The 13958-nt window shown below is 71.6% G+C and carries 8 protein-coding genes; 1 reads left to right on the forward strand and 7 read right to left on the reverse strand.

From position 1 onward, the window contains the following. Nucleotides 1-20 precede the first annotated feature (20 nt). The 6 genes from BN159_RS29895 to BN159_RS29920 all read right to left on the reverse strand — a co-directional run bounded on the left by BN159_RS29895 (nucleotide 21) and on the right by BN159_RS29920 (nucleotide 10727). Entirely contained in the window at nucleotides 21-833 is an 813-nt protein-coding gene (locus tag BN159_RS29895) for a hypothetical protein (protein ID WP_015660752.1), read from the reverse strand. A gap of 95 nt (nucleotides 834-928) precedes the next feature. Further along, entirely contained in the window at nucleotides 929-2065 is a 1137-nt protein-coding gene (locus BN159_RS29900; RefSeq protein ID WP_015660753.1) for a glycine amidinotransferase, read from the reverse strand. A gap of 41 nt (nucleotides 2066-2106) precedes the next feature. Continuing rightward, a complete protein-coding gene (locus BN159_RS29905; protein ID WP_015660754.1) occupies nucleotides 2107-2316 on the reverse strand; it encodes an MbtH family protein in 210 nt (69 codons plus the stop codon). Next, nucleotides 2313-8810 carry a non-ribosomal peptide synthetase gene (locus BN159_RS42990; protein ID WP_015660755.1) on the reverse strand — a complete coding sequence of 2166 codons (6498 nt, stop codon included), beginning with the start codon at nucleotides 8808-8810 and terminating at the stop codon, nucleotides 2313-2315. Before BN159_RS42990 ends, BN159_RS29905 begins: the two co-directional genes overlap by 4 nt. 100 nt (nucleotides 8811-8910) lie before the next feature. Further along, nucleotides 8911-9873, reverse strand: a complete 963-nt coding sequence (locus BN159_RS29915) for a TauD/TfdA family dioxygenase (RefSeq protein ID WP_015660756.1) — start codon at nucleotides 9871-9873, stop codon at nucleotides 8911-8913. Nucleotides 9874-9938: 65 nt separating this feature from the next. Further along, a complete protein-coding gene (locus BN159_RS29920) occupies nucleotides 9939-10727 on the reverse strand; it encodes a thioesterase II family protein (protein WP_015660757.1) in 789 nt (262 codons plus the stop codon). 229 nt (nucleotides 10728-10956) lie between these two features. On the opposite strand from BN159_RS29920, the gene BN159_RS29925 reads away from it, so the two are divergent. Next, the gene (locus tag BN159_RS29925; protein WP_015660758.1) at nucleotides 10957-11976 is read left to right on the forward strand and encodes a diiron oxygenase; all 1020 of its coding nucleotides are present in this window, start codon (nucleotides 10957-10959) and stop codon (nucleotides 11974-11976) included. A 79-nt stretch (nucleotides 11977-12055) separates the two neighbouring features. Here the strand turns inward: BN159_RS29925 and BN159_RS29930 are convergent, their stop codons facing one another. Further along, a complete protein-coding gene (locus tag BN159_RS29930) occupies nucleotides 12056-13687 on the reverse strand; it encodes an AMP-binding protein (protein WP_015660759.1) in 1632 nt (543 codons plus the stop codon). Between the last annotated feature and the right edge of the window lie 271 nt (nucleotides 13688-13958).

The following is a 13958-nucleotide window of genomic DNA, read 5'->3' on the forward strand; positions in this document are numbered from 1 at the left end:
GGGTGGCCCAGAACTGCCAGTCACCGTCCGAAGGCCCGTCGTTCGTCCTCGTAGAAGTGGAGGCGGGCGGAGGTGTATCGGTGAGCGCCGGGGTCGGCCGGAGGCTCGGCATCCGGCTCGATGGAGGCGGCGAGGTGCTCGGCGACGTCGGTGACGAGGGTGTTCTCCGGTGCGGTCCAGCTCTCGAAGCGGCCGCCGATGGCGTCCTCGACGAGGGTGAGGGCGGTGGCGGGGTCGACGTCCCAGCGAGTGAGGAACCAGGTCAGGACCTGCCGGCAGTGCGCGTACCAGGCGTCCCCGGAGCCGGTGCGGTCCAGGGAGTGCAGGATCAGCTGGTGGGTGGCGCGCTCCCAGGCGTCGAGGCGGTCCTCGGCGGAGAGTTGGGAGAGCGGGTACCGGTCGAAGAACCGCCCGAGGAACTCCAGCCAGTCCCGCCATTCGCGGAGCGCGGCGGTGACGCGGTCGAGGGTTTCGTCGGGGGTGGTGATGGAGTGCAGGGCGCAGCACCAGGAGCCGACGGGCCCGCCCCCGAGATCTCCCTCGTCATGCGACCAACGCCAGCCGCTGGCCCATGTCCCGTACGTGTCGACGAGCGCCCGCGTCATGTCGTCGACCCATTCCCACCCCACGGTATGGGACCAGTCACAGACCTTCCGGAACTCCGCGTACGCCTCGTCCCGGTCCTTCAGCAACCTCCACTCCGGCCGCACAGGCGCCCGCCCGGGGGGCTCCAGCCCCCTTACGACGTCGAGCACCTCGTCACTGTCGAAGGGATGCGTCGCGGGGTCCACCTCGGTCCAGGTGAGGTGGTAGGGGAGCAGTCGCAGGTTCACCGGACGGATGTTCCATGACGGAGGGCTGCGAACTCAACCGCTTTCCCGGGTAACCGCACCCGTGCGGACACGGGTGCGGTTCGGGGGGAGTTGGCTCAGGGCAGCGGTGTGTACTGGAGGTTGGGGAAGTAGTCCTCCCTCGTGCCCTCGCGGTGGACGTCCCAGGTGGCGCAGTGGAGGGAGCCGCCGTACTCGAAGACGTGGCGGAAGGGGATGGGGTAGACCTCGAAGTCGAGCTTGGCGAGGAGGTCCTGGAGGGGCTTTTCCTGTTCCTCGCAGATGACCTTCGTGGGGGAGATGCTGAGGACGTTCATCGAGAGCCACTTGGAGGACTGGCAGTACGCCGGCATCTCGTTGTTGCTCAGGACCGGCTCCGGTGCGTCGACCAGTTCCCAGTCGTTCGACAGGAACATCTTCTCCTCGCCCTCCCGCAGCGGGCGGTCCGGGTTGGTGAGGATCAGGCCGGGGCGCAGCGGTACGAAGGTGCAGTCGATGTGGGAGGGGAAGAAGTCCAGCGGGAAGTGCACCGTGTGGACGCGGAAGCCGCGGGGCTCCAGGTGCCGCTTCAGCCAGTGGATGCCCGCCCGGTTGGTGGTCATCGACTCCTGGACCAGGATGTCCCGGCCGAGGCGGCTCATGTCGGCGGCGTCGAAGATCACTTCGTCCTGGTTGATGCAGAACTCGAAGTCGTGCATCCGCTCGTGCCGCTTCTCCAGCGGCCACTCCCAGAACTCCTCGCGGTACATGCCGTCCGCCATCGACGGCTTGGGCGCGGTCGTCCACTCCACGCGCGAGTCCTTGTTCCAGTACTCGTACACCAGCTTGCGGTAGGGCTGGTACTCGAAGTACCGCGCCCGCCGCGACATGGTCGCCTCGATGATCTCGTTGCCCATCGTGATCATCACGTCGCGCGGGCAGACCGCGCAGTACTGGTTCTCGACCTCGAAGTCGGGGGTGCGCACCGGAGCGGAGAAGTCGTGCGGCTCGGGGCGCCGCACGGTGACCCCGTGGGACTCCAGGAGGTCGGCCAGGCCTTGGAGTTCCTCATTGGCCAGGTCGATGGCTTCCTTGGACTTCGGGCCGGTCGGGAACGCCTCGTCGGAAGCGCGGACGGCGGGCTTGCTGCCCGGCTCGGTCGGCTCGAAGTTGGCGTTGTCGGCGGAGCCGACCACCATCTCCCGGAGGGGGTCCCACTCGTTCCAGGAATTGACGATCACGGAGTTCTGCTGCATGGCTACGACCACCTGTCTGGTGCGATGGATCGGTTGGGGGGTCAGGCCGCGTCCGCGTCGGCGAGGCTCGCGGGGCGCATGTCGGTCCAGTTCTTCTCGATGTGGTCGAGGCAGCTCTGCCGGTCGGCGTCGGCCACCACGACCTCCCAGCCCGGCGGTACCTGGGCGAAGGCGGGCCACAGGCAGTGCTGGCGTTCCGCGTTGACGAGCACGTGGAAGGTGCCGTTCTCGTTGTCGAAGGGGTTGGTCATGGCTGGGTTCCCTCTTCTGTCGCCGTGATCTCTGTTGCCGTGATCTCTGTTGCCGTGATCTCTGCTGCTGTGATCGCTTCTGCCAGGGCGCGCGCGGTACGGCGCTCGAAGACGGTCGCCACATCGACGCTCCGGCCGAACTCCGCCTCGATACGGCCCGCCAGGCGCAGCGCCGTGAGCGAGTCGCAGCCGAGGGTGAAGATGTCGGTGTCCGCCGCGACGGACCCCCGGCCCAGGACCTCCGCGATCAGGTCGCACAGCCGTCGCTCCGGTGCGTCGGCCAGGAACCGTTCGGTCCGGTCGGACAGAGCCTCGGGCAGCTCGGTCAGCAGGTCCCGCAGGTACGCCGCCGTCCGCGCCCCCGTCTCCGGGTCCAACAGGTCGGCACGGTGGCCGAGTTCGAGGGACAGGCGCGTGCCGGGGGCAACCATCAGCTTCAGCGGGTAGTGGTAGGCGTCGTGTCCGGCGAAGTCCACCAGGCTCAGGCCGTCGTCGGGGCTCGCCATGGCCTCGGCGGTCGGGAAGTTCTCGAACACCACACAGGTGTCGAACAACGTGCCGAGGCCCGCGGATCGCTGAATGTCCGTCAGCGGCTGGTGGTGGTACGGGAGAAGGTCGGCCTGTTCCTCCTGGAGCCGGGCGATCAGCTCGGCCAGCGGCTCCGTCGGGGACAGCCGGACCCGTACGGGCACGGTGTTGATGAACACGCCCACCGTCTCGGCGACGTCCGGCAGATCGACGGCCCGGCCCGAGACCGTCGCTCCGAAGACCAGGTCCCGGCGGCCGGTCGTACGGTGGAGGCACAGGGCCCAGGCCACCTGGACGAGGGTGTTCAGGGTGACGCCCTGGTGCCGCGCCGCCTCGACCAGCTTCGTGGTCTCCTGCTCGGTCAGCTCGACCGTGATGCGTTCGGGCAGGGTGCGGATGCGTGCGGTGTCCTGGTCGGGGCAGACCAGCGTGGGCTCCCGCAGGCCGGTCAGCGCACCTCGCCAGGCGGCGCGCGCCTCGTCCCGGTCCTGACCGGCCAGCCAGCGCAGGTAGTCGGGATAGTGGCCGGGGGTCGGCAGAACGGAGTCGTCGTTGCCGGTGTCGTAGAGCGCCAGCAGGTCGCGCAGCATCAGCGACGTGGTCCAGCCGTCCACGATCAAGTGGTGCATGGTCAGCACCACCTTGTGGCGCTCCGGCTCCAGGGCCACCACGGTGCAGCGCATCAACGGCGGTCGGCTCACCTCGAAGCGGTGGCGCCGGTCGGCGTCGAGCAGTTCTTCCAGGCGTGCGTTCTGCTCCGGTGCGTCGAGGCCGGCCAGGTCGTGGGTGTGCCAAGGCATCCGGACCTGTTCCGGGATCACCTGGACCGGCTCTCCCGACGACCGCTGGAGGAAGGCCGCGCGGAGCATCGGGTGCCGCCGCAGCAGGGCGTCGCAGGCACCCCGGAGACGCTGGACGTCCAGCGGGCCCCGCGTCTCCAGGGCGATCTGCACGGTGTAGACGTCAGGGCCCCGCCTGTCGTAACGGGCGTGGAAGTACAGCCCTTCCTGCACCGGAGTCAGGGGGAGGAGCGAGGCCACGGGCATCTGCACCTGGGCGGCGAGCCGGGCCTCTTCCCGGTCGTCGGGGCGCTGCCTCGGGGAGGACTGCCCCGGCGTCCCCGTCCCGTGGGCCACCAGTGCGCGCAGGGCCTCGAACCAGAGACCGGCCAGCTCCTCCATGTCCTGGTGGGACAGCAGACGGCGCGCCCACAGCCAGTGGGCAACCAGCCGCGGGCCGGTCGAGCCGCCGTCGACCACCGCGTTCAGCTCGACGACGTGCGACATCGGCATGCGCGGATCCGCGCCGCTCGGCAGGATGTCCGACTCGGGCGCCACCGCCCAGTCCGCGTCGCCCGAACCCTCGTTGCGGCCGAGGTAGTTGAAGCAGAGCTGCGGCTCAGCGGCCGACGAGAGCTGCACCGCCGTACCGGGGTTGAGGTGGCGCAGCAGGCCGTACCCGATACCGCGCCGGGGGATTTGCCGCACCGCGTCCGCGACCCCGCGCACCGCCTCGCCGAGCCGCTCGGCGCCGGGATCGACGCCCGGCGTCCAGTCGCCGATGCCCGCGTCGATCCGGACCGGGTACAACGAGGTGAGCCAGCCGACGGTGCCCGACAGGTCGACGTCCGCACCGACCGGTTCGCGGCCGTGTCCCTCCACGTCGACCAGCACGCCGGTACGGCCGCCCGACTCGGCGCGCCGCCAGGTGGCGACGGCCAGGGCGAGGGCGGTGAACAGCACCTCGTGGGTCGTGGCGCCGTAGGCGGCCGGCACCGTGGTGAGCAGGGGCTCGGTCAGGTCCTCGGGGAAGGTGAGGCGCAGCTCGTCGGCGGTTGCGTGGATGTCGTGGGACGGGGAGAGGCGGCCCTCGGTGAGGTCGATGCCCTTCGCGTCCAGAACCTGGCGCCAGAAGGGGAGTTCGTCCAGGGTGGCGGGCGCGGTCGCGGCGGTGTGCAGCTCCCCGGCCCAGTCCCGCAGGGACACCGGGACCGGGTCCAGGCTCGGGGCCGTGGTGGCTGCGGCTTCCTGCCAAGCGGTGTACAGGTCGGTCAGAAGGATGTGCCAGGAGACCGCGTCCACCGCCAAGTGGTGGACGGTGACGAGCAGTCGGCCCGGGCGGTCCTCGCCGCGGTCGAACCAGGTGACGCGCAGCATCGTGCCCTCGCGCGGGGCCAGCGCGTCGGCGTCCTGCCGGGCGCACTCGGCGATCCGCAGCCGGGCCTTGTCGTCGGACAGACCGGCGAGGGGGACCCGGCGGAGGTGGTCGTGCGCGGCACCGGACGGGGTGACGACGAGAGACCCGTCTTTCTCAAGGCGTGCGCGCAGCGACTGGTGCCGGTCCATGACGGCCCCTACGGCCCTGGTCAGTCGCTCGGTGCCGAGGCCGGCCGGTACCCGGATGAGGGTCGACTGGTGGAAGGCGTCGATCGTGCCGCCGTACTCGCGCAGCCGGTGCATGATCGGTGTGGCGGGGATGACGGCGGAGTCCTGGGCGGCGGGCTCGGTCTTCTTCTCGGGGGCCGGTTGGCTGTTCTGGCGTAGGAAGGTGTCGAGTGCCTCGGGTGTGCGGTGTGCGAAGACCTGCTTTGGTGTGAGGCGTACGCCTGCTTCGCGTGCTCGGGCGACGAATTGGATGACGGTGATGGAGTCGCCGCCCAGGGTGAAGAAGTCGTCCTTCACGCCTACGGTGTCGCGGCCCAGTACTTGCCCGAACAGCCCGGCCAGCGTTTCCGCCACCCCTGGGGTCTCGGGCTCCGGCTTCTTCGCCGGGGCCGCTTGGCTGTTCTGGCGTAGGAAGGTGTCGAGTGCCTCGGGTGTGCGGTGTGCGAAGACCTGTTTCGGTGTGAGGCGTACGCCTGCTTCGCGTGCTCGGGCGACGAATTGGATGACGGTGATGGAGTCGCCGCCCAGGGTGAAGAAGTCGTCTCCCACGCCCACCGCGTCGCGGCCCAGTACCTGCCCGAACAGCCCGGCCAGCGTCTCCACCACCCCCGGGGCGGTGGCCGTCTGCTCCGCCGAGGCCGCTGCCGCGGTCGCCGCGGCTTCCGGCGAGGGCAGGGCGTCCCGGTCGACCTTGCCGTTGGGGGTGAGGGGGAGGTCCGGCAGCGGTATGTACGCCGACGGGGCCATGTAGGCGGGGAGTTGAGGTGCGATCCGGTCGGCGAGGGAGGTCAGTTCGGGCTCGCGGCCGGGTTCCGCGACGACGTAGGCGACGAGGCGGGGCGCCCCGAGCCGGTCCTCGCGTACCGCCACGGCGGTCCGGGCGACGGCCGGGTCGGTGCCGACGACGGCCTCGACCTCGCCCAGCTCGATCCGGTAGCCGCGGACCTTGACCTGGTCGTCGGTGCGTCCCAGGTAGACCATCACGCCGTCGGAGCGCCACTTCGCCAGGTCGCCGGTGCGGTACATCCGGGCCCCGGGTGCGCCGAACGGATCGGCGACGAAGCGTGCCGCGGTGAGGCCTCGGCGTCCGAGGTAGCCGCGGGCGAGGTTGTCACCGCCGATGTACAGCTCGCCGGGGACGCCCGCGGGCACCGGGCGCAGGCAGCGGTCGAGGACGTAGAGCCGGGCGCCGGGGACGGGGTGGCCGATCGGCACCGCGCCCCGGGGCAGGGGGTCCGAGGGTTCGAGCCGGTACTCCATGCAGCCGACGGTCGCCTCGGTGGGGCCGTACTCGTTCACCACCGTCACGTCCGGGTGTCGGGCGCGCCAGGCGGCCAGCGCCTCGCCGGTCAACTGCTCGCCGCCCAGGACGAGTTCGCCGGTGGGTGAGTACCACCTGTCAGCTGTCGTGAGCACGGGCAGGTGGCTGGGCGTGGCCTTGACGAAGGCCGGCGGGCGGTCCGTGGCCCCGGCCGGGGCGTCGAAGTCCTCCAGGTCCACGACGCGGACGAGTCCGCCCGCGGTCAGCGGGCCGAAGATGCCGGTGACCGTGAGGTCGAACGACGGCGGCGAGTGCACCAGTGCCTGCTCGGCGAGCCCGGGATAGGCGGCGCGCGCGAAGGCGAGGTAGTGGTCGACCGTACGGTGCTCCACCGCGACGCCCTTGGGCCGGCCGGTCGAGCCGGAGGTGTGGATGACGTAGGCGAGATCTGCGGGGCGGACGGGGGCGCCGCGCTCGGTGTCGGTGGGTGACTGCCCTGGCAGCGCTGCGAGTTCGGCCGTAATGGCCGGGTCGCTGACCGGGATCACCAAGGGGTGTCCGGCGAATGCCGGGAGGCTTGCGTCGGCGCATACGACGGCGGACGGCGCGGCGTCGTCGAGCAGGAACGCGATGCGCTGCGCGGGGTATCCGGGGTCGACCGGCAGATAGCCCGCGCCCGTCTTGAGGACGCCCAGCAGGGACACGATCAGGTCCGTGGAGCGGGGCAGGGCCACCGCCACCAGGTCGCCCGGCCGTACCCCCCGCTTCAGCAGCAGCCGGGCCAGCCGGTTGGCGGCCTCGTCCAGGGCTCGGTAGTCGAGGGTGCGGTCCGGGTCGGCGACGGCCGGTGCGTCGGGCGTACGGCGTACCTGCTCCTCGAACCGCTCCACCAGGGTCCGGGCAGGCGACTCGACCTGATGGCCGCGTCCCCACTCGCCCAGCAGCCGGTCGTGCTCCTCGCCGGTCAGCAGGGGGAGTTGTGCGACGGGGGTCGCGGGGGTGCGGGTGAAGGAGTCGAGCAGCAACAGCAGCCGGGAGCGGACGAGTTCCATGCGGTCGTCGTCGAACACGTCTGTGCGGTAGCTGAGCTGGAGGCCCAGGCGGGGGCCGGGTTCGGCGACGACGCTGAGGGGGTAGTGCGTGGCGCCGGTGACCTCCTGCTGACCGGCCGCGTCGCCCGAGTCCGTCAGCGGGGCGATCCGCAGGCCGGGCACGCCGTCCTGGATGTCGTTCCAGTCGAGGGGTGCGTTGCCGAAGCCGGTGGAGGTGTCGAAGAGGGTGTCGAGACCGGACAGTCGCCGCACCTCGGTCAGGCCGAGGAACTGGTGGTCGGCCAGCGCGAGTTGCTCCTCCTGGAGCCGGGCGAACAGTGCGGCGAGGGACTCCGCGGGGTCGATCCTGACCCGGACCGGGACGGCGTTCATGAGCAGGCCCACGACCGAGTCGGCGCCCGGCAGCTTGGGCGGACGGCCGTGCACGGTCTGGCCGAACACCACGTCGTCCCGTCCGGTCAGCACGGACAGCAGCAGCGCCCAGACGCCCTGGACCACGGTGTTGAGGGTGAGCCCGTGCTCGCGGGCGGTCGCCGACAAGGCCGCGGTGGCGGACTCGGAGAGCGTGACGTGCGTCAGGCCGGGCATCGCGCCGGTGTCCGCCGCGGGCGCGCCGGGAGCGACCAGCGTCGGTTCCACGAGGCCGTCGAGGGCGGTGCGCCAGGCCTGTTCGGCGGCCGGGCGGTCCTGGCGGGCCAGCCAGTGCAGGAAGCTCGCGAAGGGTGTGGCGGGCGGGAGGTCCTGGGCGGTGCCGGTGATCTCGTGGTGGTACAGCGTGAACAGGTCCGTGAGGACGAGCGGCAACGACCAGCCGTCCAGCAGGATGTGGTGGTACGTCAGGACGAACGCGTGCTGGTCCTCGGCCAGGCGGACCAGCGCGAACCGCATCAGCGGCGGGTCCGCCATGTCGAAGCGCCGGACCCGCTCCTCCTCCAGGAAGGACCGCAGCTTCTCGCGCTGGACCTGCTCGGGGTCGGCGGAGAGATCGAGTTCCGTCCACGGGGTGCGCACCGTGCGCTTGATCAGCTGCACGGCCTGCCCCTCGGCGCGCTGCCGGAAGCCCGCCCGCAGCACGGCGTGCCGCGCGAGAACGGCCGTACAGGCCGCGCGCAGCGCGTCGGCCGAGACCTCGCCGACCAGTTCGAGCGGTGCCTGGATGGTGTAGACGTCCACCGCCTCGGAGTCGTACAGCGCGTGGAAGAGCATGCCCTCCTGAAGCGGCGTGAGAGGCAGCACGGACTCGATGGGCGACGGTGTCACTTCGTTCACGGTCAGGTTTCCCCGGGGACGGTCGGCGCGCGCGGCAGCGAGCGGCGGGACGGTGGGACGGGAGGGCTACCGGTCGGGAGCGGTTACCGGTGGGGGGCGGTCACGCGCTCGGCGCGACCGGCTCCGGCAGGTCGGCGCGGGTGATCAGGTCCGACATGGAGACCAGGATGCGGCGGTCGCCGGTGAACGCCTCGCGGCCGTGCGACCAGCGCATGTTGTCGATGACCAGCAGATCGTTCAGCGCCCAGTCGAAGCGCTGCGCACGGCGTCCGAACGCGGAGCGGACCGCGGCGACCATGTCGTCCGGGATCGGCTCCCCGTCGCCGAAGAGCACGTCGTTGGGCAGCCCGTCCGCCCCGAACAGGGCCACCAGGTCGGTACGCAGGCTGCCCGGCAGGGACGACTGGTGGAACAGCAGCAGGTGGTTGAACCAGATCTGCTGCCCGGTGCGCGGGTGCGCCACGAGCGCGGGTGCCCGGCGGACCGTACGCAGTCCGTCGTCCTCGACCCACGTCCACTCCAGACCGCCCGCCGCGCAGAACCGGTCCACCTCCTCGCGGCTGTCGGTCTGGAAGGCCTCGCGCCAGTCGAGGCCGACGCCGCTGCCGTAGTTGCGCACATAGCGCAGCCCCCGGCTCTCCACGGCCCGGACCACCTCGGCCGGGATGTCCGACAGCACCCGCGCCACGTCCGCGATCGGGGTGGCTCCGCCGGTCAGGGGCGGGGTGGCGCAGAAGAAGCCCACCCGGCCCGGCCACGCGCCCGCGTACGACGACTCGCAGTGCTGGGGGATCGCCTCGCGGGCCGGGTACTCGGTGGAGGTGAAGACCCCGTCGCCGACCTCGCTGCGCGGCGTGGACCGCTCGGTGTAGTCCAGGGGTGCGAACCCCAGCCCGTCCAGGGCCCGCCGGAAGGTGTCGGCACCGTCGGCGGCCGCATCCCGGACCAGGACGGCGCCGGTGCGCGCGAGTTCCTCGTCGACGGTCTTGGCGTGCCGGTGCGTGAAGGACCCCAGGTCCTCGCCGTCCGCCTCGATCACGGTGATGCCGGTCAGATCGTTCAACCTTCACAACTCCCAGGTGTGGGCGCCCGGTCGAGGGGCTCCGCGGTCCGTGGCACCGGCGGCCGTCAGCGCAGCGCCGCCGTGATGACGTCGAGCACGGCCGGGGCGCCGGTGAAGAGATAGTCATGGCCGCCCGGCAGCTGCCGGAGGCTGTGTCCGGCCGGGGCGCAGGCACGCCAGTGGGCCAGCTGGTCCGCGCTCACCAGCGGGTCGTCGCTGCCGCCGAGGATGTGCACGGGGCAGTCGACCGGCACCGGTCCGTCCGTCAGATACCGCTCCGTCAGGGCGAGGTCCCGGCGGACGGTGCGCAGGGCGTAGCTCAAGTAGGCGGGGTACGCCCGCAGTTCCGGCGGGAACCCGCCGAACCCCGCCAGCCAGCGCAGCAGACCCTCGTCGTCCCGGTCGGCGATGCGGGCCGGCACCGGGATGTGCGGTGCCCGGGACGCGGAGACGAACAGGGCCCGCGGCGAGGGCAGTCCGCGCTCGCCGGCCCGCACGGTGATCCGGTGGGCGAGCAGCGCGCCGAAGCTGTGGCCGAAGACCGCGTACGGGGTCCGGAGTTCGGCCGCGACGCCGTCGAGCACGGCGTCGGCCAGGGCTTCGAGGGTGTCCGGCAGCGGTTCCGCGCTGCGCACTCCACGACCGGGCAGTTCCACCGTCGCGAGTTCGACGTCGGACGGCGGGGCCAGCCGCCACGGGGCGAACGAGCCCGCGCTGCCGCCCGCTTGTGGCAGGCAGATCAGGCGCAGGCGGGCGCTGGGCGGGGTCACCCGGCCGACGATCCAGGGACTGTCCTGGCCGCGCGTCGAGGTCTGCGCGGAGGAATGGGGTCGTGCGGCGGCATCGGTTCGCATTCCGCCCCTCCCCTCTCGGTTCTTCGTTCGGATTCGTTCGCCAACGGGCACGCCCGGCCGGCGCCGCCCAGCGTGGCCGCACACCGCACCGCGGACCAGGCATGGCGACCGGCAATCGTGCTGCCGCCCAGTTGCCCGGCGTATGCCTGGAGCGCGGCGGGAGAACACGGCGAGGATCGGCCCCGACCTTCCCGCCCTGTGCCCGTTGCCCGAGGAGATCGCAGTTCCGATGACCGCCGTTCCCGACGAGGCAGCCGACCCGACCTTCTTCACACTGGACGCCGCGAAGGCGGACCTGATGCAGGTGGAATCACTCACCACCGCCTGCCTGAACTGGGACTACGGCAAGCGTGACAGCCGGGTGTGGAGCCTGTACGAGAAGAACAAGGCGTCGCAGTGGAACGCCACGACCGACATCGACTGGGACCACGACGTCCGCTTCGGTGCGGAGCTGACGGAGGAGAACGGCGCGCGGCTGGCCGGCTTCGTCGTCGGCGAGGGCAGTCCGGTGCCGCGCGAGCTGCTCACCCAGTTCCGCTGGGAGTACCAGGCGTGGATGTGCAGCCAGTTCCTGCACGGTGAGCAGGGCGCGCTGGTGACCACGGCCCGGCTGGTGGAGACCGTGCCCGACATGGACGCCAAGACCTACGCCGCTTCCCAGGTGGCCGACGAGGCCCGGCACGTCGAGGCGTTCGCGAAGTACATGGACGAGAAGCTGGGCACCGTCTACCCGGTCAACCCCGGCCTCGGCACCCTGCTGCACGACGTGCTGTCGGAGTCGCGGTGGGACATCGTCTACCTCGGCATGCAGGTGGTGATGGAGGGCCTTGCGATCACCGGGCTGCGGCTGGCGAGCAGCGGCTTCGGCGACCCGCTGATCCGGCAGATCACCAAGATGGTCGCGGCCGACGAGGCCCGGCACATCGCCTTCGGTGTCACCATGCTGACCGGCATGTACCAGGACGCGATGTCGGCCGAGCTGAAGGAGCGCGAGGACTTCCTGATGGAGTCCATCCGGCTGATGTCGACCCGGTTCATGCTCCGCGAGGTCTGGGAGCGCATGGAGCTGGACGTGGACAAGGGCCTGCGCTTCGCCCGCACCAACCCGATGATGGCCACCTACCGGCAGCTGCTCTTCCAGCAGGTCGTGCACGTACTGCGGCAACTGGGCCTGCTGACCGAGCGGGTGAAGGAGCTGCTGCTCGCCGAGAACCTGGTGCGCCCCGAGACCATGGTGTCGACCCGCTGAACACCGGCGGCCCGCTGAACCCCCGAGGCACAGAAACGGCCCGGCGTCCCAGAGACGCCGGGCCGTTGCCGTACGGCCTTCAGTCCGCCGTGAGCGGACGCGGCTCCGCGGGGAACGAGCCCGCGCACATCTCCTGCCACAGGACACGGCGCCGCGGCTTTCCGCTGGAGGTGACCGCGATGCCGCCGCGGGGGACCTCGATGGAGAGCAGCTCGGCGTCCCCGAGCCACTCGGCGAGGACCTCGTGGGCGATGCCCCGCCACTCCGGCCGGCCCCCGGCGAACAGGGCCACGCCGGTCGGCGTGCCGTCGCGGACGCCGAGCAGGACGGCGACCCGGCGCTCGGGGATGCCCCGCTGGTGCAGCAGGGTCTCCAGGCTCTCGGCGAAGACCATCTTGCCGCTCACCTTCAGACCGTCACCCAGCCTGCCGATCACGAACAGCTGCCCCTCGCGCAGGAATCCGGCGTCACCGGTGTGCAGCCCGCTCTCCCCGATGCTCGTCCCGGAGGCGGAGCCCGCGTCACCGACGTACCCGCTCGTCAGGGACACCCCCTTGACGATGATCTCGCCGACCTGACCGTCCGGCAGCGCCTCGCCGTCCTCATCCACGACCGTCACCGTCCGGCCCGCCAGCGGACGGCCGCAGCCGACCACCTCGGTGCCCGCCAGGGACGCCGCGTGCCCGGCGTCCGGCCGGCCCGTGGTCCAGCCCTCCCCGGGCGGCAGCCCGGTCACCGCGAGGGTGGCCTCCGCGCTGCCGTACGCCGGGACCAGCGCGCCGCGGTCGAGGCCGTGCGGCCCGAGCAGCGCGTGGAAGTCGTCCAGCACCCGCGGGTCGACGCGCTCCGCGCCGATGATGACGGCCCGCATCGCGTCGAAGCTGAGCCCGTCGAGATCGGCGGGCCGCACCCGGCGAAGGATGTACGACAGGCCGAAGTTGGGCATGGCCGTCATCACGATGCGCCGGTCGCTGAGGCAGCGCAGGTAGTTCAGCGGCGAGCGGATGAAATCGTCGGGCTGGAACATGAACCCGTCGAAGCCGGTGACGACGACGTTCAGCAGGAAGCCGACGAGCCCCATGTCGTGGTGGACGGGCAGCCAGCTCGCCGCCGGGTACTCCGGTGCGCAGCCGAGCCAGGCGCCCATCCCGGAGATGTTGGTGGCCAGGGCCTCGTTGGAGATCCGCACTCCGCGGGAGAAGCCGCTCGACCCCGAGGTGAACTGGATCAGCGCGGTCTCGGGGAGCGGCAGCGGCGCGGCGAGCGGCTCGGCCCCGGCGACGAGTTCGTCGAAGACGACCGGTTCACCGAGGCCCGCGTCGGCGGAGATCTTGCGGATCCGCTCCAGCGACTCGTCGTCGCAGACGACGGCCCGGGGGCGGACGGTGGCCAGCAGGTGGGCGGCGTGCGTGGCGTACTCGTCGGCCCGCTGGAAGGCGAAGGGCGGGGCGATGGAGCAGGGGGTCGCGCCGGCCGCGAGCGCGCCGAAGAACCCGGCGACGAAACCCGGGCTGGAGCGCTGCACCAGGGCCACCGCGTCCCCCGGCCCAACACCGTGCGCGCGCAGGGCGCTCGCCGTCCTGAGCACCAGGGAGCGCAGATCGCCGTAGGACCAGAAGTCCCAGTCGCCGTCGCGGTTCGCGTAGTACAGGCCACGCTCGGCGGACGCCTCGTCCAGCCAGTCGAGCAGGCCCCGGTCCGGGATTGCCAACGTCCTCGTCCTCTCGGGGAGTTCATGGGAAGCGGGTAAGGCCTGTCCGGCGGATCAGACCGACGTCGCGCGGGGCCGGTGAGGGGGCCCGTCACGTGCGGTCGGCCCGATCCGCCGGACAGGCCCTGGTGGTCAGCATCGGTCCGGTGCGCGGGGTGCGCCAGGCAGGGCGCCGGTAACTCCGGCGGTCAGGCGGCAGCTCGACCAGCAACAGCGATTGCCGGTCGGTTGCCTGGTCCCGGGAGCCGCCACAGATGCAGCATCGACCGGG

It is taken from the genome of Streptomyces davaonensis JCM 4913, from assembly GCF_000349325.1.
Lineage (GTDB): Bacteria > Actinomycetota > Actinomycetes > Streptomycetales > Streptomycetaceae > Streptomyces > Streptomyces davaonensis.

What these genes read in the sequence shown, in the direction of transcription:
- BN159_RS29900 (WP_015660753.1), bottom strand. Translation starts at nt 2,065, where the DNA reads ATGCAGCAGAACTCCGTGATCGTCAATTCCTGGAACGAGTGGGACCCC.
- BN159_RS29905 (WP_015660754.1), bottom strand. Translation starts at nt 2,316, where the DNA reads ATGACCAACCCCTTCGACAACGAGAACGGCACCTTCCACGTGCTCGTC.
- BN159_RS29920 (WP_015660757.1), bottom strand. Translation starts at nt 10,727, where the DNA reads ATGCGAACCGATGCCGCCGCACGACCCCATTCCTCCGCGCAGACCTCG.
- BN159_RS29925 (WP_015660758.1), top strand. Translation starts at nt 10,957, where the DNA reads ATGACCGCCGTTCCCGACGAGGCAGCCGACCCGACCTTCTTCACACTG.